This window comes from Streptomyces asoensis (genome assembly GCF_013085465.1).
GTDB lineage: Bacteria > Actinomycetota > Actinomycetes > Streptomycetales > Streptomycetaceae > Streptomyces > Streptomyces cacaoi_A.
The window spans coordinates 1,859,054-1,876,401 of sequence record NZ_CP049838.1 but is presented as its reverse complement, the minus strand read 5'-3'; the positions used below and the strand labels follow the sequence as shown (position 1 = coordinate 1,876,401).

The following is a 17,348-nucleotide window of genomic DNA, read 5'->3' as shown; positions in this document are numbered from 1 at the left end:
ATTACCGCGCCCCGTTCGATGTTCACCCTGCGGTCCATGGACTCAGCCTCAGCGAGCACGCACGCGTACGACGACGTACGCCGAACCCCGTCGAGAGCGCCCCGCGCACTGGCCACCGAGGCCGTGCACGCCGGGCGGGACGACCTGGCCCGCCAGGGCCTGCACGCCCCGCCGATCGACCTGTCCACCACCTACCCCTCCTTCGACAGCCGCGCCGAGGCCGCCCGCATCGACGCGTTCGCCGCGACGGGCGCGGAGCCGGAGGGGCCGCCCGTCTACGGCCGCCTGGGCAACCCGACGGTCGCCCGCTTCGAGACCGCCCTCGCCCGCCTCGAGGGCACCGACAGCGCGGTCGCGTTCGCCAGCGGGATGGCGGCGCTGAGCGCGGTGCTGCTCGCGCGCGCCTCGACGGGGCTGCGGCACGTCGTCGCCGTACGCCCCCTCTACGGTTGCAGCGACCACCTGCTGACCGCCGGGCTGCTCGGCTCGGAGGTCACCTGGACCGACCCGGCCGGGATCGCGGACGCGCTGCGCCCGGACACCGGTCTTGTCATGGTCGAGACGCCGGCCAACCCGACGCTCGCCGAGGTCGACCTGCGGGCCGTCGCCCACGCCTGCGGCTCGGTCCCGCTGCTCGCCGACAACACCTTCGCGACGCCCGTGCTCCAGCGCCCCGCCGAGCGAGGCGCGCGGCTCGTCCTGCACAGCGCCACCAAGTACCTGGGCGGACACGGGGACGTGCTGGGGGGCGTGGTGGCCTGCGACGAGGAGTTCGCCGGGCGGCTTCGGCAGATACGGTTCGCCACCGGCGGCGTCCTGCATCCGCTGGCCGGCTATCTGCTGTTGCGGGGCCTGTCGACGCTCCCGGTGCGGGTGCGGGCCGCCTCCGCGACCGCCGCCGATCTGGCCCGGCGGCTGGCCGCCGACCCGCGGGTGGCCCGCGTCCACTATCCGCGGATCGGCGGCGCGATGATCGCCTTCGAGGTCCACGGCGACCCGCACGAGGTGATCGCGGGGGTCCGTCTGATCACCCCGGCCGTCAGCCTCGGCAGCGTCGACACCCTCATCCAGCACCCGGCGTCCATCAGCCATCGCATCGTGGACGCGCAGGAGCGCCGGGGCGCGGGCGTGAGCGATCGGCTGCTGCGGCTCTCGGTCGGCCTGGAGGACGTCGAGGACCTGTGGGGGGACCTGCGAGGCGCGCTCGGCGCGGGCGCCACGGCCGACCCGGTCGAGCGCGGAGCCGCCGTCGTGTGACCGTACGCGGCGATCCGTAGGCCGCGAACCGTAGCGGCGATCCTTGTGCGGCGAACCGTGTGCGGACGGCCCGGCGGTGTTGTCGAACCGCCGGGCCGCGCGGTGCCCCGTGGCTCAGTCGCGTGCGACGCGCTCGTCGTACCGCCCGGATCCGGCCCGGGCCCGGTTCGCGGCGTCCAGGCGGGCGGTGATGACCAGGGTGCCCTCCTCGATCTGGTAGTCGAGGGGCAGGTCGAGACCGCGCATGGCGGCGACCATGCCGGTGTTGGAGGCCTGTGTCACGGCGTAGACGCTCTCGCAGCCCGCCTCGACGGCCATCGCCACCAGCCGGCCGAGCAGTTCGGCGCCGATGCCGCGCCGCTGCCACCGGTCCTCGATCAGCAGGGCGACCTCCGTCTCGTCACCGTCCCACAGCAGGTGGCCGAGGCCGACGACGCGCCCCGACGGTGTCTGCACAGCGAGGGTGCGGCCGAAGCGGGGGCTGAGCAGGTGCCTGAGGTAGCGGTCGGCGTCGCCGACGGGCCCGTGGTAGCGCATCCCGAGCGTGCGCGAGGAGCACCGCTCATGCATGGCCTTCGCCGCCGCCAGGTCACCGGTGTCGGCCCGGCGCACGGTGATGGCGTTGCCCTCGGGCAGCGTCAGCACGTCCTGGCCGCTCGGCACCCGCGGGCCGAGCCGGGCGTCCAGCTCCACCAGTGCACGCGCGCGTGCGAACTCGGTCGGGGTGAACGGCAGGTACGGCCGCTCCACGGTGATCACTCCGCCTTCCGGCGCCCGCAGGCGCATCACGGTGTCCTCCAGTACGCCCTCCACGGGCACGCCCTCCGGCCCGCGACCGCTGCCGCCCGACGCGGCGGGCAGCGAACGGATCGTGCAGCGACCCAGCAACTGACGTAGCGCCAAGGGTAGTTCAGCCGCGTCGAGGGCGGTGCGGGTGGCCAGGCCGAGGACCCGGGTCGGCGCGTCCACCAGGTCGTGGGCGTCGGCCCGCTCGATCCAGGTGCCGCTGCCGCCCGCCAGTGCCACGGCCCGGGTGATCTCGGCCGCCGCCAGGGCGCCCGGGGCGCGCAGCAGGAACTCGTCCACGGTGTCCTCGCCCAGCGGGTGCGTCTGGAGGCTCAGGATGTCCACCCGGTGGCCGGCGAGCGCCGCGCAGAGCGCGGCCAGCGACCCCGGGGCGTCCTTCACCGTCGTCCGCATCCGCCACAGGGCGCTCTCCTCGGTGACCTGGGAGGGGAGTTCGGACGGCCCGGCCTGCGGCTCCTCGGAGCGCGGCCGGGCGTCGGTATCGCCCGTCGGGGGCGCGTGACCGTGGCGCCGTGCCCACCAGGTGTGGAAGCCGGCCGTGGCGACGAGCACCGCAGCGGAGACGGCCAGCAGCGCCGGACCGTCGGGTCCGTGTCCCACCAGGTTCGCCACCCCGTCGGCCACCGCGACCGCTGTGAACAGCGCGGCGAGTTCCACCACGTCCCGTCGCCAGTGGTGCACCGGGCGTCCGCGTTTCGCACGCGTCACATCAGACATGTCTCGAGTCATGCAGCCACTGTGGAGGAACGGTGTTGCGTGATCACGAACGGTTTGTGACTGATGGGTAAAGGTTACCAATGCCCGATTTGTTAATTCTTCTACGATCACGCCGTGTACGAGGCGTCACGACCGCGCCGCGCACCGGGGGATGACGCCGGTGCGCGGCACGTGTCCGAGGGTACGGGACGGCGGACTACTGGCCGACCCGTCCCGGCTGGAGCACCTGTGTGAACAGCACGGTCCCGTCCTGCTCGCGCAGACGCACCGTCAGCTCCCCGCTGCCGCCGTCGATGTCGACCTCGCCGAAGAACTGGTAGCCGCCTGCGGGCGACACGTTCGAGGCGGTCGGCGCCTTCACGAACACCCGCTGCGGACCGAAGGTGTTGTCCAGCGCGCTGGCCGGGAAGGCGCCCGCGTTGAGCGGACCGGAGACGAACTCCCAGAACGGCTCGAAGTCGGTGAACGCGGCCCGCGAGGGCTGGTAGTGCTGCGCCGAGGTGTGGTGGACGTCGGCCGTCAGCCACACCGTGCCGGTGATCCGGCGGTGCTTGATGTACCGCAGCAGCTCCGCGATCTGGAGCTCACGGCCCAGCGGTGCGCCCGGGTCGCCCTGCGCGACGGCCTCGATGTTCGCCTTGCCCTCGGTGGCGTCGGGCACCACCAGGCCGAGCGGCATGTCGGCGGCGATCACCTTCCACACCGCGCGCGACCGGGAGAGCTCCCGCTTCAGCCACTCCAGCTGCTCGGCGCCGAGGATGCCCTGCGGGTCCACGGTCTGGTCGTCCGGCGAGTTGGCGTTGCGGTACGTCCGCATGTCCAGCACGAACACGTCCAGCAGCGGCCCGTGGCGCACGACCCGGTGGACCCGGCCCTCCCTGGCGCCCGGACGCAGGGTCGAGATCGGGAAGTACTCGCCGAACGCCCGCCGGGCGCGCCCCGCGAGCACGTCGACGCTCTTCTCCGTGTACCGGGCGTCGGAGTCGGCGATCACCTCGCCCGGGTACCAGTTGTTGCGGACCTCGTGGTCGTCCCACTGGATGATGGACGGCACCTGTGCGTTGAAGCGGCGCAGGTTCTCGTCGAGCAGGTTGTAGCGGAAGTTGCCGCGGAACTCGGCGAGGGTCTCGGCGACCTTGGACTTCTCCTCGGTGGTGACATTGCGCCAGAGGGTGCCGTCGGGCAGCGCCTGGGTCGGCGTGATCGGGCCGTCGGCGTAGATGTTGTCGCCGCTGCACAGGAAGAAGTCGGGATCGAGCTTCGCCATCGCGTCGTAGATGCGGTAGCCGCCCAGCTCGGGGTTGATGCCCCAGCCCTGGCCCGCGAGGTCCCCGGACCACAGGAAGCGCACCCCGCGCCGACGCCCCGCGGACACGGTGCGGAAGGTACCGGTCACGGGCTCCCCGGTGCGCCGCGGGTCGTCCGGGTCGGCGAGCAGCACGCGGTAGTGGATCTGCTCGCCGGCGGGCAGCCCGTGCAGCCGGGTCGTGCCGGTGAAGTCCGTACCGGCGCCGAGCAGCGGACCGTGCCATCGGCGGGCACCCCGGAACGACTCGGTGGCCGCGGTCTCGACGATCATCCGCGCCGGGCGGTCGGAGCGCACCCACACCAGCCCGGAGTCGGAGGTCACGTCCCCGGCCTGCACACCCCAACCCGCCCTGGGCCGCCCGGACAACGCGAAAGCGGGCGCCGCGCCGACGGCGGCGGGCAGGGCCAGGGCCGCGGAAGCGGCGAGCGAGCCGCGCAGGACGCCGCGGCGCCCGGGAAACGGACTGGGTGACATGGAAGGGCCTCCAGGGGCGGGAACGGGCCGGTGTGCACAGCCACAACTACTGGTGCGCCGCAGCGCACACGGAAACCACAGGTGAACAACTGGCCGCACGCACACGGGACCCGATGCGCACGACCCGCGTCACCCGCTTGCGTCACCCGCCCGCGACGGCCTCCGCCATCAGCCGCACGCCGTCCCGGATGCGCGCGGGCGACATCTGCGCGTAGCCGAGGACGAGACGTAGGTGCGTGCCCCGCACGGCACGCGCGTGTGCGTACTCCGCCAGCGCACGCACCTCGACACTTGCCGCGGCCGTCCGCGCGAGGAACCGCTCCCGCGGCCCGTACCGCCCGGGAAACTCGGCGATGACATGCAGTCCCGCCGCGATCCCGGACACCCGCGTCCCGGGGAAGTGCTCCCGGAGCGCGCCCACCAGGGCGTCCCGGCGCTCCCGGTAGGCCCGCTGGCAGCGGCGCAGCTGACGGTCGTAGTCGCCGCGCTCCACGAACCGGGCGAACAGCGCCTGGTCGAGCGTGGGATGGCCGAGGTCCATCGTCCGCTTGCGCTCGACGACCTCCTCGGCCAGCGCCTCGGGAACGAGCAGCCAGCCGAGCCGCAGTCCCGGTGCGAGCGACTTGCTGACCGACCCGGTGTAGGCCACGCGCTCGGGGTCCAGACCCTGGAGCGCGCCCACGGGAGCGCGGTCGTAACGGAAGTCGCCGTCGTAGTCGTCCTCGATCACGAAGCCGTCCACGGACCTCGCCCAGTCGAGCAGTTCGGCGCGCCGCCGCGCGGAGTACGCGATCCCGGTGGGGAACTGGTGCGCCGGCGTCGTCACCACCGCACGTACCCCGGACGACCTGAGCGGGTCCACGGCCAGCCCCTCGGCGTCGAGCGCCAGCGGTACGGAGGTGACGCCCGCCGCCGCGTACAGGGTGCTGTGCTGGGGGCTCCCGGGGTCCTCGACGCCGACGGCGTCCGTCCCGCGCGCGTGCAGCGCGAGACCGAGCAGCGCCGTCGCCTGGGCCACCCCGGAGACGACGACGAGGCGCTCCGGATCGGCGACCACGCCCCGGCGGCGGGCGAGGAGTTCGGCGAGCGCGGTGCGCAGCCGGGGCAGCCCGCGCGGGTCGGGATAGCCGAGTGCGTGATGGGGCAGCTCGGCGAGCACACCCCGCTGCGCGGCGGCCCAGGCGGCGCGTGGGAACAGCGACAGGTCCGGCGTGCCCGGCACGAAGTCGGCCCTCACGCCCGGGGGACGCGGAGCGAGGTCACGCGCGCGTGGCCGGGCCGCCCGGACGGCACCGCTCACCCAGGTTCCCGCTCCGCGGCCGCTGCGCAGGTATCCCTCGGCCGTCAACTGCTCGTACGCCTCCGTCACCAGCCCGCGCGAGACGCCGAGATCGGCGGCGAGATCCCGGCTCGACGGCAGCCGGGTGTCCTGCGCGAGCCGCCCCGAGCGGACCGCGTCCCGCAGGGCGGCCTGGAGCGCACGGCCACGCGCGCGCGGCGGGGCCGAGGCGGCCGGCAGCAGCAGCTCCCAGGCCGCCGACCCGGGCTGCGGGACGGGATTGGTCCCCGATGGCGTCATGGAAGTGGACCTTAACCGGGACCGCCGCAGTTCCTAGCGTCACCTGCATGAACGCGACCACCCTGCGCGGGTCCCTGCTCGCCGCGCTCGCCTGTCTCCTCGTCGGAGGGTCATTCACCGCCAACAGCGTCCTCGGCGCCTATCCGTACGCGGGCGGCCAGGCCCTGCGCTACGGCCTCGCCGGTCTGCTGCTCGTACCCCTGGCCGGGGCGGGGGCCGGGGCCCGGCTGCGCGCGCTCACCCTCCGTCTGTGGCTGCGCCTTGCGCTGCTCGCGGCTGTCGGGATGGTCGGCTTCAACGTGGCCGTACTGGCCGCCGAGCGCTCGGCGGAACCCGCCGTCCCCGGCGTCCTCGTGGGCTGCGCGCCCGTCGTCGTGGCGGTCGTCGTCCCGCTGCTGGAGGGGCGGCGGCCCCGCCGTCCGGTGCTGATGGGGGCGTCGCTGGTCGCCGTCGGCGCGTTCACGGTGCAGGGCTGGGGCCGCACGGACGGCGCGGGCATCGCCTACTCGGTCTGCGCACTGGCCGGAGAGGTCGGTTTCGCGGTCCTGGCCGTGCCCGTCCTGCGGGTTCTGGGGCCACGGCTGCTGTCCGCCACGGTGTGCGGGATCGCCGCGGCCGAGGCCGCCGCGACCGGTCTGCTGCTCGACGGCGGCGCGTGGCTGCGGCGGCCGGACGGCGCGGAGGCCGCCGCGCTCCTGTGGCAGGCCGCCGTCGTCACCGTCGTCGGCTTCGTGTGCTGGTACATGGGCATGCAGCGGATCGGCGCGGAGCGCGCCACGCTCTTCTCCGGGCTCATCCCGGTGGCGGCCGCCTGCACCGCCCCGCTCGTCGGAACGGGCTCCTACGGCCCCGCCCAGGGCGTGGGGAGCGCCCTCGTCGGGGCCGGAGTCGCCCTGGGGGCCGGGGTGTTGAGGCGTGCCCCCAGGACCTCAGCGGCTGCCGTCGAGAATCACGCGCGCGACGAGCGCCGGGTCGTCGTTCATCGGGCAGTGACCGCAGCCGGGCAGGCGCACCAGGCGCGCGGCGGGGATGATCCGCTTGGCCCGGACGCCCTGGCGGCGCACGAGCAGCCAGTCGCGGGTGCCCCAGCCGAGCGTGACCGGGACACCGGGGAGGTCGTCGGTGAACCGGACGGTGGCGCCGGCCCGCAGGGTCTGGTCGAACCCGGTCGCCCGGGCCAGGGCCAGCGTCTCGGCGACCACGGCCTCGGGTGAACGGCGGCTCGGGCGGGCGTAGATGGTGCTGGTGAGAGCCGTACGGCCGGCCGCCGTGCTCGCCATCCGCTCGACGAGGGGCAGCGGCATCCGGCGCGAGATCTGCCGCATGGTGAGGAGGACGCCGAAGGCGTAGCGCCGCTCGGCCTGCGACCAGAATCCGGCGGGCGACAGTGCGGTGACGGACCGTACGAGCTTCTCGCGGCCCAGTTCCAGGGCGAGGAGACCGCCGAGGGAGTTGCCCGCGACGTGGGGTCGGTCGAGCCCCAGCGCCTCGCAGAAGGCGGCGAACACGGCGGCCGTCGTGGGCAGGTCGTAGGCCAGTCCGTCCGGCAGGGGCGGGGACACGCCGAAGCCGGGCAGGTCCACGGCGATGACCTCGCGCTCGGCGGCCAGGATGTCCACCACCGGGTCCCAGGCCTGCCGGTGGTGTCCGATGCCGTGCAGCAGGAGCAGCGGCTCGCCCCGGCCCACGCGCGCGTAGGAGACGGTGACGGGCAGCGGGCCACTGGGGGAGGGGACCGTGAAGGAGACGGTGGCGGACATGGGGAGCTCCTCGTCTGGACTGGCCGTGGACCGGCCGGCGGACGCCGTAGACAGCTTGTCAGCAATAGCTACCGACGGGTAGCCCCTGGGGATGAACCGCGCGGCCCCCTCCGCCTCAGGGCGGCCTTTACTAAGCGGACCTTGCCGGAGTGTCACGAAAACGCGCCCGTACGAACGCCCCGTGAACGCTTTTCTGTCGTACGCCTGTCGGCCTCGAGAGGGATCGAGGATTGGTCTTGACCAAGGGTGGGGGCCGCCCTATGGTCGCAGAGAAGTACAACAACCTTTAATAAACAAGGGCGCGAAAAACGCCGCCGGACCACGGCGATTGCGGAGGACAGGGTGGGGACCACGCAGCTGGAATCGGTACCGGAACCGAAGTACTGGCATCTCAAGACCGTGCTCAGCGAGGCACTCGACTCGGAATTCACCGTCGGCGAGATCCTGCCCAACGAGCGTGACCTGGCCGCCCGCTTCGGCGTCGCCCGCGCCACGCTCCGCCAGGCACTGGAGCAGCTCGAACTGGAGGGCCGGCTCCAGCGCCGCCGGGGCGTCGGCACCACCGTCGCGCCGCCGCGCATGGGCGTCGCCGTCGGCAGCGACCAGCAGGTCTGGCCGGGCACGGGCGACGACGGCTGGCAGGCCGTCGACTGCACGCTCGCGGCTCCGCCCGCGGTCGTCGCCACCGCCCTGGAGACCGCGCGCGACCAGGCCGTGCACATCGTGCGCCGCTCGCGCGTCTCGCACGGCCAGCCCGTCGCCGCCGAACTGCTCTACGTCCCCGTGACGTCGGTGCCCGACCTCACCGCGATCGACACCCCCTCCGAGGCGGCACGCGCGCGTGCGGTGCTGCGCGAGCTCCAGCGCCTGGAACTGGAGGGCCAGGACCGCGCCGTGGAGCTGGGCTCGGCCCGCGCGGACGACGCCCGGGAACTCGACCGCCTCCCCGGCGCCCCCGTCCTCGTCGTCACCACCCGCTTCTTCGCCGGGGGACGCACCGCGGCGCTCTCCGTCGCGACCTACCGCGCGGACACCTGCCGGCTGACGTTCGGCGCGTCCGGCGGCGTGGAGATACACCACGGTCCGGAGCGCCAGGCCTCCTGAACACCCCGTCCGCCGCGGGCCGGATACGGCAGGCTCCCTGAACGGCCTGCACCCGGTCATCGGGCGGACACCTCCACCGCGCCCCGGAACTCCACCGGGGCGCGGCGCGTTTCACCGCTGACGACCGGTCACCGCCGCGCCGTCACCGTCCCCTCGACCGCGAACAGCTGCTCCTCGACATGGTCGAGGGCGAGCCGCAGCGCCCCCGTCGCCACCGCCGCCTCGCCCAGCAGCGACAGGGCCACCTTCGGCGGGCGCAGACAGTAGCGCGCCAACTCGTTCCGCAGCGGCTCCAGCACACCGTCCAGACCGGCCGCCCAGCCGCCCACCACGACCAGCTCCGGATCCAGCGCAAGGACCAGCGCGGCCACGTCGTGCACGAGCCGCTGGATGAAGCGGTCCACCGCCGCCCGGGCCTGCTCGTCGCCCTCACGGGCCTGCGCGAACACCTCGGCGACCGCCTGCTCGTCCAGCGGATGCAACGGTTCGTCCGTCATGGACAGCAGCGTCTCCGGCGTCACCTCCCGGCCCAGCAGATGCAGCGCGCCGATCTCCCCGGCCGCCCCGCCGTACCCCCGGTGCAGCCGGCCCCCGATCAGCGAGCCGGCGCCCGGGCTCAGCCCGGCCAGCACGAAGACGACGTCGTCGGACTCGGTGGCCGACCCCTTCCAGTGCTCGGCCACGGCCGCCGCGTTGGCGTCGTTCTCCACCAGCACCGGACACTTGAAGGAACGGCTCAGCCGCTCACCCAGCCGCAGCCCCGTCCACTCGGGCAGCGCGGTGCCGAGGCGTACCGTCCCGTCCGCCTCCACGATCCCGGGCGTGCCGACCCCCACCGCCCGCAGCGAGCTGCGCGGGACGCCCGCCCGGCGGAGCAGCTCGGCGACGGCCGTACGCAGCCGCTCCAGCCGTTCGTCCGCCGGTGCCGCCTCGTCGACCTCCTTGGCCTGCGCGCCCAGTACCCGGCCGTCCAGGTCGGACAGCAGCGCGGCCACCCGGTGCGAGCCGATCTCCAGCCCCAGCAGGTGCCCGGCCTCCGCCCGGAACCGGAACCGCCGCGCGGGCCGCCCCTGCCGCCGCGCGACACTCTCGTCGGCCGCCTTCTCGACGACGAGCCCCGCCCCGATGAGGTCCTCGACGACCCCCTCGACGGTCGGCCGGGACAGGCCCGTCACGCGGGTGATCTCCGTGAGCGTCGCGCAGTCCGCGGCACGCAGCGCGTGCAGCACCACCGCGGAATTGATCCTTCGCAGCAGCGAGGGATCCCCGCCGGTCAGCTGCCCCAACGTCCGTCCTTCCAGCTCGTGCGCGTGTTGGGCGGATCGTACTCGGCGGGACGGACCCCGGCGAGTAAGGAATCCGTACCGATATCTACCGGCGCGCGCTCACCCCGGTGCGACGAACCCCGACTCGTACGCCGTGATCACCGCCTGCGTCCGGTTCCGCGCCCCCAGCTTCGCCAGCACCGCGCCGGCATGCGACTTGACCGTCTCCGTCCCGACGACGAGCCGGGCGGCGATCTCCGCGTTCGACATCCCGCGCGCCATCAGCCGGAGTACCTCGGCCTCCCGCTCGGTGAGCCCCGCCCGCTCCAGGGTGTCCCGGGCCGCCCGATTGCCTCCGCGGTCGCCGTACTCGGCGGCCAGCCGCCGCACCGACGCCGGGAACAGCAGCGACTCGCCCTCGGCGACCAGACGCACCGCGTGCACGATCTCGGCGGCCCGGGCCCGCTTCAGCAGGAACCCGTTCGCGCCCGCGCGCAGCGCCTCGTAGACGTACTCGTCGCTCTCGAAGGTCGTCACGACGAGGATCTTCGGCGGCTCGTCGACCGTCCGCAGCACCGCGCGCGTGGCCTCGATGCCGTCCATCAGCGGCATGCGTACGTCCATGGCGACCACGTCCGGCCGCAGTCGCCGCACCAGCGGGATCACCGCCGCCCCGTCGGCCGCTTCCCCGACGACCTCGATGTCGGACTGCGCCTCCAGCACGGCACGCAGCCCCATCCGCACCAGGGGTTCATCGTCGACGAGGAGCACGGTGACCGGCATCCGGCCAGCGTAGATCAGCGCAGGGGCAACTCCGCCCGCACTCTCCAGTCCCCCTCGTCCGGCCCGGTCGACGCCCGCCCGCCGAGCAGGGCGGCCCGCTCCCGTATGCCCCGCAGCCCGCTGCCACGCCCCGGGCCGGGTATGCGGGCCGTCAGCGGGTTGCGCACCTCCAGGCGCAGCAGATCGTCGGCGACCCCCACGCGGACCCGCACCGGAACGGACCCCGCGTGCCGCAGCACATTGGTCAGCGACTCCTGGAGGATGCGATAGCCCTCCCGGGACACCGGCCCCGGCACCGTCTCCAGCGGCCCGGTCACCTCGGCGTCGACCTTCGCCCCGGACGCCCGCGCCGACTCCAGCAGCCGGTCGGCCTCCGCCAGCGTCGGCCTGTCGCTCACCGGCCGTCCCGGCTCCCGCAGCACGCCGAGCACCCGCTCCAGGTCCGCGAGCGCCGACCGGCCGCTCTCCTCGATGGCCGCAAGCGCCCGGTCGGTGAACTCCGCGTCGCCCGCCGCCCGCGCCGCGCCCGCCTGCACCACCGCGATCGTCAACGCGTGCCCTATGGAGTCGTGCAACTCCCGGGCGATGCGGTTGCGTTCGAGCAACTGCTCCGTGCGTTCCTCCAGGGCGGCGAGCCGCTCGGCGGCGGACGGACCCAGCAGCCCGCGCGCGACGACGGTCACCAACTCGCCCAGGCCCACCACGGCGCCGTACAGGGCGAGGAGGGGGAGCGGGACGAGCAGGGCCGGCCACCAGTGCGGGGCCACCCCGTGCAGGCCGGGCAGGTCGTCCGGAACCGGCCCGCCCGCGCCGGCGGCCAGGTCGTAGACCAGGGTGGGCAACCAGACGCAAGCGAACATCGCCGCCGCGCCCAGGGCCATCCGCGCCTCCAGCCACAGCACCGTACGCAGCCGGTCCCGCCAGGTCGCCGACGGCGCCACGGAGAAGCCGGCGTGAGCGTCGCCCGGCAGGAGCAGCAGCCGGGCCTGGACCCCCTCGCCCGTCCGCACCGCCGGGATCAGCCCCACCGGAACGAGCAGCAGCGCGGGCACCCACGGCCTCGACGGGTCGATGAACATCCAGACGCTCACGACCAGCATCGGCACCCACAGATGCAGCAGTCGTGTGTATGTCGTCCCCCGCAGCAGCGGGCGCAGGAAGCGGCCCATGCCGACCATCGTGGCAGGCGGCACCGACAACGGTCCTCCCCCGAGCGGGGGAGACGCTCCCCACCGGCGGGGGAGGACCCGGCCTTGGTCAGTGGCGAGAGTGATGGCCATGACCAGCATCGACGTACGAGACCTCACCAAGGAGTACGGCCCCCGACGGGCCGTGGACCGCCTCACGTTCAGCGTCCGGCCCGGCCGTGTCACCGGCTTTCTCGGCCCCAACGGCGCGGGCAAGTCCACCACCCTGCGCCTCGTCCTCGGCCTGGACCGGCCCACCTCGGGCACCGCCACCATCGGCGGCCAGGCCTACACCGCCCTGCGGCAACCCCTGCGCCACGTCGGCGCTCTGCTCGACGCACAGGCCGCGCACGGGTCCCGGACCGGGCGCGATCACCTGCGTGCCCTGGCGGCGAGCAACCGCATCGCCGTGCGCCGGGTCGAGGAGGTGCTGGCGGAGACGGGCCTCGCCCCGGCCGCGCGGCGCCGGGTGCGGACCTACTCCCTGGGCATGCGCCAACGACTCGGCATCGCCGCCGCGCTGCTCGGAGACCCCGGATCGGTGCTCCTCGACGAGCCGTCCAACGGCCTGGACCCCGAAGGCATCGTCTGGATCCGCGGGTTGTTGAGGCGGCTCGCCGCGGAAGGCCGCACCGTACTGGTCTCCAGCCACCTCATGAACGAGACCGCCTCCTTCGCCGACCACCTCGTCGTCCTCGGCCGGGGCCGCCTGCTGGCCGACACCCCCATGCGGGACTTCATCGACGCGCGCGTGCGGCCCCGCGTACGCATCCGTACGACCGACCCCACGGCGCTGACGAGCGCCCTCGCCCGCCACGGCCACGACGCGGAGGAACACGCGGACGGGCACTGGACGGTGCACCACGCGCGCGTGGACGACATCGGCCGCCTCCTGTCCGACGCCGGCGTCCCCCTGCTCGAACTGACCGCGGAGGAAGGCACGCTGGAGCAGGCCTACCTCGACCTGACCGCCGCCGAAGCAGAGTTCGCGGCCCGGCCCCAGGAGGCCTGACCATGGGATTCACGCCCGCACTCCACGCCGAGTGGATCAAGATCCGTACGCTGCGCTCGCTGGTCGGCGGCCTGTGCGCGGTGCTGTCGGCCACCGTCGCGTTCTCGGTGGTCTCCGCGTTCTCGGCGTCCTCGGCGTCCTCGGCGGACGCCGCGACCGGCACGGATGCCGAGGACCTCGACCCACTCTTCTCCGTCTTCTTCGGCGTGAGCTTCGGTCAGATCGCGGCGATCGCCTTCGCGACGACGGCCGTCGCGAGCGAGTTCCAGGGCGGCGCACTGCGTCTGTCCCTGGCCGCGGTGCCGCACCGGGGCCGCTGGTTCGCCGCCAAGCTGACGGCGATCGCCCTGCCGGTACTGACCGTCGGTCTCACCACCGGCCTGATCACCGTGGTCGTGGGCAGCGCCGTACTGGGGGAGAAGGCCGACGGGCTGAGCACCGCCGACTGTCTGCGCGGCGCGCTGGGCTGTGCCGTCTACCTGACGCTGATGGCGCTGCTCGCGGCGGGCCTGACGGCCGTGCTGCGGAGCGGGACGACCGCCTTGAGCATCCTCGTCCCGTTCCTGCTGATCGTGTCCTTCGTCGTCGGCGACATGAGCGGGAACGTCGCTGACCTGCTGCCCGACCGAGCCGGCCAAGTCGTGCTCCACAGCAGGCGGGAGGGGGCTCTGGGCCCGTGGACGGGGCTCGCGGTGACGGCCCTGTGGGCGGCGACGGCGGTCGCGGCAGGGGCGTGGAGGGTGCAGCGAAGGGATGCCTGAGCGGTAGGCCGGCTGACGGCCCGCCAATTGTCAGTGGTGGCGGGTTTACTGGAGCTCATGGACATCGACAGGTACCTCGGGCCCGGTCGCGGTACGACGGCCTTGGTGACCAGTCACGGCCTCGCGGTCGCCGACGCCGCGGTGCGTCTCGCGGAGGTGGAGCGGTTCCACGAGGAGAAGGAGCACCTGGCCGGGAGACTGACGGTGAGATGGGGGGATCCGGACCACGTCGGGCTTCAGACGGTCCGGCTGCGGACCGGGACCGAGGAGATACCCGAGCCCTGGGCCGAGCTGAGCCTCCGGGTGGGGGACGTGTACCTCTGGCGGGCGGAGGAGCACGGCCGCTGGGTGGCCCTGGGCGTCGCCGATCTCGACCCGTGCGACGAGATCCAGCTCCTCCTGGTCGTCACCGAGACCGACCCGCCCTGAGGCCCCGGCAGGACGCCCCGGCACGAGGCCCTCAGTCCTCCGCCGCCACCCGCAGCCGCGCGAACTCCTCCGCCATCGTCGCCGCCGTCCAGTGCGCGTTCAGCCCGCTGGGATTCGGCAGCACCCACACGCGGGTGTCCCCGATGACCCGCTCCTGCGGGCCCACCGCGGCCTTGCGGTCGTCGAAGGCCGCCCGGTACGCGGTCACGCCGACCACCGCCAGCCAGTGGGGCTTCAGCCGGGTCACCTTCTCCGCCAGCAGCCGCCCGCCGTCCTGGTACTCCCGCGCCGTGAGCTCGTCGGCCCGCGCGGTCGCCCTCGCCACCACGTTCGTGATGCCGAGCCCGTAGGACAGCAGTTCCTGCTGCTCGGCGGGCTTCAGCAGCCTCGGGGTGAAGCCGGACAGGTGCAGCACCGGCCAGAAGCGGTTGCCCGGGCGGGCGAAGTGGTGGCCGGTGGCCGCCGTCATCAGGCCCGGGTTGATGCCGCAGAACAGCACGCGCAGGCCGCCCGCGACGACGTCCGGTACGAGACGGTCGCGGGCGGCCTCCAGCTCCGCCTGGGTGAAGCGCGTCAGAGGATCGCTCCCGGGGTGTAGCCGGCCGCCTCCGGACGCTGCTTCACGATCTCCTCGACCCGGCCGACGACCGTGGCCACCTGGGCCGCCGCGGCACCCGTGAAGGACAGCTTGTCGGCCATCAGCGCATCCAGCTGGGCACGGTCGAGCGGGAGCCGCTCGTCGGCGGCCAGCTTGTCCAGCAGCTCGTTGCGCTCGGCACCCTGCTCGCGCATCGCCAGCGCCGAGGCGACGGCGTTCTCCTTGATCGCCTCGTGCGCGACCTCACGGCCGACGCCCGCGCGCACCGCGCCCATCAGCACCTTGGTGGTGGCGAGGAACGGCAGGTAGCGGTCCAGCTCCCGGGCGACGACCGCCGGGAAGGCGCCGAACTCGTCGAGCACCGTCAGGAACGTCTCCAGCAGACCGTCGAGCGCGAAGAACGCGTCCGGCAGCGCGACCCGGCGCACCACCGAGCAGGACACGTCGCCCTCGTTCCACTGGTCGCCCGCCAGCTCGCCGGTCATCGACGCGTAGCCGCGCAGGATGACCATCAGGCCGTTGACGCGCTCGCAGGAGCGGGTGTTCATCTTGTGCGGCATCGCCGAGGAGCCGACCTGGCCGGGCTTGAACCCCTCGGTCACCAGCTCGTGCCCGGCCATCAGCCGGATCGTCTTCGCCAGCGAGGAGGGGGCCGCCGCGAGCTGCACCAGCGCGGTGACGACCTCGTAGTCCAGCGACCGCGGGTAGACCTGGCCGACGGACGTGAACGCCTGCGAGAAGCCCAGGTGACCGGCGATCCGGTCCTCCAGCTCGCTGAGCTTGGCGGCGTCGCCCCCGAGCAGGTCGAGCATGTCCTGGGCGGTGCCGACCGGGCCCTTGATGCCGCGCAGCGGGTAGCGCCCGAGCAGCTCCTCGACCCGTCCGTACGCGACGAGCAGCTCGTCGGCGGCGGTCGCGAACCGCTTGCCGAGGGTCGTGGCCTGCGCGGCCACGTTGTGGGAGCGCCCGGCGATGACGAGCTCGCCGTACTCGCCGGCCAGCTTGCCGAGACGCGCCAGCACGGCCACCGTGCGGTCGCGGACGAGCTCCAGCGAGAGCCGGATCTGGAGCTGCTCGACGTTCTCCGTCAGGTCACGGGACGTCATGCCCTTGTGGACCTGCTCATGGCCGGCGAGGTCGTTGAACTCCTCGATCCGGGCCTTCACGTCGTGCCGGGTGACCTTCTCGCGCTCGGCGATGGAGGCCAGGTCGACGGTGTCCAGGACACGCTCGTAGTCGGAGATCGCCGAATCCGGCACCTCGATCCCGAGGTCCTTCTGAGCCCGCAGCACGGCGAGCCAGAGCTGACGCTCCAGCTTCACCTTGTGCTCGGGCGACCAGAGCGTGGCGAGCTCGGCGGAGGCGTAGCGTCCGGCGAGGACGTTGGGGATACGGGGCTTGGCGGGAGCGGAAGTCACGTGTACGGATTCTACTGGCGATTCGTGCAGGCCAGCGCCAAGGTTTCGTTCGGCGGAATCTACGAGACCGGCGTCACCCCGCCGGAAATCGCCTACGCCTGACCCTCGTACGGCAGCAGATCGGGCCGTTTCGGCGGCAGGCCGTCCCCGGAGGACCGGCCGGTCAGGCGGCGGCCTATCCAGGGGAGGAGGTACTGCCGGGCGAACCGCGCGTCCGCGACGCGGCGGGCGGCCCAGCCCGGCGGCAGCGTGGCCGCCATCGGCGTGTGCCACTCGGTGTCCTCGGGGTCGTGCCCGAGGCTCTGCCAGACCGCCTCCGCGACCCGGCGGTGGCCCTCCGCCGTCAGGTGCAGCCGGTCGATGTCCCACATGCGCGGGTCGCCGAGGGACGGGGCGCCGTACAGGTCGACGACGAGCGCGCCGTGCCGCTGCGCCAGCTCCTCGACATGCACGAACAGCTCCTCCATGCGCGGCCTGAACCGCTCCAGGACCGGCCCCTGCCGGCCCGGGCTGCGCATCAGCACCAGCTCCCTGCACGCGGGGGTCAGGCGCTCCACGGCCTCCGTCAGCAGGTCCTTCACGCGGCCCATGTCGCACTTGGGGCGCAGGGTGTCGTTGAGGCCGCCGACCAGGGTGATCACGTCGGCGCCCATCGCGGTGGCCACCGGCACCTGCTCCTCGACGATCTGCCCGATCAGCTTTCCGCGCACCGCCAGGTTGGCGTACCGGAAGCCGGGGGCGCGGGCGGCCATCCGCGCGGCGAGGAGGTCCGCCCACCCTCGGTAGGAGCCGTCGGGCAGCAGGTCCGACATGCCCTCGGTGAAGGAGTCGCCGAGGGCGACCAGGCTGGTGTGTGTGGGATTCGTCTGCATGGCGACATCGATGGTA

General features: G+C 73.6%; 15 protein-coding genes and 1 pseudogene. 6 read left to right on the top strand and 10 right to left on the bottom strand.

The window, feature by feature from the left end; all coding sequences use genetic code 11:
* Positions 1 to 36 precede the first annotated feature (36 nt).
* The gene (locus G9272_RS08250) at positions 37 to 1,257 is read left to right on the top strand and encodes a trans-sulfuration enzyme family protein (protein ID WP_171395929.1); all 1,221 of its coding nucleotides are present in this window, start codon (positions 37 to 39) and stop codon (positions 1,255 to 1,257) included.
* Positions 1,258 to 1,371: 114 nt separating this feature from the next.
* Here G9272_RS08250 and G9272_RS08245 read toward each other — a convergent pair whose 3' ends face one another.
* The 3 genes from G9272_RS08245 to G9272_RS08235 form a co-directional block, all read right to left on the bottom strand.
* Complete coding sequence (locus G9272_RS08245; protein WP_171401905.1) at positions 1,372 to 2,745, bottom strand: GNAT family N-acetyltransferase; 1,374 nt, start codon at positions 2,743 to 2,745, stop codon at positions 1,372 to 1,374.
* A 232-nt stretch (positions 2,746 to 2,977) separates the two neighbouring features.
* Positions 2,978 to 4,564 carry an alkaline phosphatase D family protein gene (locus G9272_RS08240; protein WP_171395928.1) on the bottom strand — a complete coding sequence of 529 codons (1,587 nt, stop codon included), beginning with the start codon at positions 4,562 to 4,564 and terminating at the stop codon, positions 2,978 to 2,980.
* A gap of 142 nt (positions 4,565 to 4,706) precedes the next feature.
* Positions 4,707 to 6,143 (bottom strand): PLP-dependent aminotransferase family protein, encoded by a 1,437-nt coding sequence (locus G9272_RS08235; protein WP_171395927.1) that lies wholly within the window; start codon positions 6,141 to 6,143, stop codon positions 4,707 to 4,709.
* On the opposite strand from G9272_RS08235, the pseudogene G9272_RS08230 reads away from it, so the two are divergent.
* Positions 6,134 to 7,027 (top strand): annotated as a pseudogene (locus G9272_RS08230) (EamA family transporter); the annotation flags it as partial. The gene G9272_RS08235 and the pseudogene G9272_RS08230 sit on opposite strands and share 10 nt — an antisense overlap.
* 45 nt (positions 7,028 to 7,072) lie before the next feature.
* On the opposite strand, the gene G9272_RS08225 reads toward G9272_RS08230, so the two are convergent.
* Positions 7,073 to 7,903 (bottom strand): alpha/beta fold hydrolase, encoded by an 831-nt coding sequence (locus G9272_RS08225; protein ID WP_171395926.1) that lies wholly within the window; start codon positions 7,901 to 7,903, stop codon positions 7,073 to 7,075.
* 342 nt (positions 7,904 to 8,245) lie between these two features.
* Here G9272_RS08225 and G9272_RS08220 point away from each other — a divergent pair, with 342 nt between their 5' ends.
* Complete coding sequence (locus tag G9272_RS08220; RefSeq protein ID WP_171395925.1) at positions 8,246 to 9,007, top strand: GntR family transcriptional regulator; 762 nt, start codon at positions 8,246 to 8,248, stop codon at positions 9,005 to 9,007.
* A gap of 128 nt (positions 9,008 to 9,135) precedes the next feature.
* Here G9272_RS08220 and G9272_RS08215 read toward each other — a convergent pair whose 3' ends face one another.
* From G9272_RS08215 to G9272_RS08205, 3 genes are all read right to left on the bottom strand, one after another.
* Complete coding sequence (locus G9272_RS08215; protein WP_171395924.1) at positions 9,136 to 10,293, bottom strand: ROK family transcriptional regulator; 1,158 nt, start codon at positions 10,291 to 10,293, stop codon at positions 9,136 to 9,138.
* Positions 10,294 to 10,392: 99 nt separating this feature from the next.
* Positions 10,393 to 11,055, bottom strand: coding sequence for a response regulator transcription factor (locus G9272_RS08210; protein ID WP_171395923.1), 663 nt, complete (start codon positions 11,053 to 11,055; stop codon positions 10,393 to 10,395).
* A gap of 14 nt (positions 11,056 to 11,069) precedes the next feature.
* Positions 11,070 to 12,224, bottom strand: coding sequence for a sensor histidine kinase (locus tag G9272_RS08205; RefSeq protein ID WP_171401904.1), 1,155 nt, complete (start codon positions 12,222 to 12,224; stop codon positions 11,070 to 11,072).
* Between the two features lie 109 nt (positions 12,225 to 12,333).
* On the opposite strand from G9272_RS08205, the gene G9272_RS08200 reads away from it, so the two are divergent.
* The 3 genes from G9272_RS08200 to G9272_RS08190 are packed head-to-tail and all read left to right on the top strand — an operon-like array spanning position 12,334 to position 14,444.
* Entirely contained in the window at positions 12,334 to 13,254 is a 921-nt protein-coding gene (locus G9272_RS08200; protein ID WP_171395922.1) for an ATP-binding cassette domain-containing protein, read from the top strand.
* A 2-nt stretch (positions 13,255 to 13,256) separates the two neighbouring features.
* Complete coding sequence (locus tag G9272_RS08195) at positions 13,257 to 14,015, top strand: ABC transporter permease subunit (protein WP_171395921.1); 759 nt, start codon at positions 13,257 to 13,259, stop codon at positions 14,013 to 14,015.
* A 57-nt stretch (positions 14,016 to 14,072) separates the two neighbouring features.
* Positions 14,073 to 14,444 carry a hypothetical protein gene (locus G9272_RS08190; protein WP_171395920.1) on the top strand — a complete coding sequence of 124 codons (372 nt, stop codon included), beginning with the start codon at positions 14,073 to 14,075 and terminating at the stop codon, positions 14,442 to 14,444.
* Positions 14,445 to 14,475: 31 nt separating this feature from the next.
* On the opposite strand, the gene mug is transcribed toward G9272_RS08190, so the two are convergent.
* The 3 genes from mug to G9272_RS08175 form a co-directional block, all read right to left on the bottom strand.
* Positions 14,476 to 15,021, bottom strand: coding sequence for a G/U mismatch-specific DNA glycosylase (gene mug / locus G9272_RS08185; protein ID WP_171401903.1), 546 nt, complete (start codon positions 15,019 to 15,021; stop codon positions 14,476 to 14,478).
* Positions 15,018 to 16,460 carry an adenylosuccinate lyase gene (gene purB, locus G9272_RS08180; protein ID WP_171395919.1) on the bottom strand — a complete coding sequence of 481 codons (1,443 nt, stop codon included), beginning with the start codon at positions 16,458 to 16,460 and terminating at the stop codon, positions 15,018 to 15,020. Before purB ends, mug begins: the two co-directional genes overlap by 4 nt.
* A 92-nt stretch (positions 16,461 to 16,552) precedes the next feature.
* Positions 16,553 to 17,332 carry an SGNH/GDSL hydrolase family protein gene (locus tag G9272_RS08175; RefSeq protein ID WP_171395918.1) on the bottom strand — a complete coding sequence of 260 codons (780 nt, stop codon included), beginning with the start codon at positions 17,330 to 17,332 and terminating at the stop codon, positions 16,553 to 16,555.
* Positions 17,333 to 17,348: the final 16 nt, after the last annotated feature.

Excerpts from the sequence above, each read along its gene's own strand:
- G9272_RS08200 (WP_171395922.1), top strand. The coding sequence starts at position 12,334 with ATGACCAGCATCGACGTACGAGACCTCACCAAGGAGTACGGCCCCCGA.
- G9272_RS08175 (WP_171395918.1), bottom strand. The coding sequence starts at position 17,332 with ATGCAGACGAATCCCACACACACCAGCCTGGTCGCCCTCGGCGACTCC.
- G9272_RS08190 (WP_171395920.1), top strand. The coding sequence starts at position 14,073 with ATGGACATCGACAGGTACCTCGGGCCCGGTCGCGGTACGACGGCCTTG.
- G9272_RS08235 (WP_171395927.1), bottom strand. The coding sequence starts at position 6,143 with ATGACGCCATCGGGGACCAATCCCGTCCCGCAGCCCGGGTCGGCGGCC.
- G9272_RS08195 (WP_171395921.1), top strand. The coding sequence starts at position 13,257 with ATGGGATTCACGCCCGCACTCCACGCCGAGTGGATCAAGATCCGTACG.
- G9272_RS08225 (WP_171395926.1), bottom strand. The coding sequence starts at position 7,903 with ATGTCCGCCACCGTCTCCTTCACGGTCCCCTCCCCCAGTGGCCCGCTG.
- G9272_RS08250 (WP_171395929.1), top strand. The coding sequence starts at position 37 with ATGGACTCAGCCTCAGCGAGCACGCACGCGTACGACGACGTACGCCGA.
- G9272_RS08205 (WP_171401904.1), bottom strand. The coding sequence starts at position 12,224 with ATGGGCCGCTTCCTGCGCCCGCTGCTGCGGGGGACGACATACACACGA.
- G9272_RS08210 (WP_171395923.1), bottom strand. The coding sequence starts at position 11,055 with ATGCCGGTCACCGTGCTCCTCGTCGACGATGAACCCCTGGTGCGGATG.
- G9272_RS08240 (WP_171395928.1), bottom strand. The coding sequence starts at position 4,564 with ATGTCACCCAGTCCGTTTCCCGGGCGCCGCGGCGTCCTGCGCGGCTCG.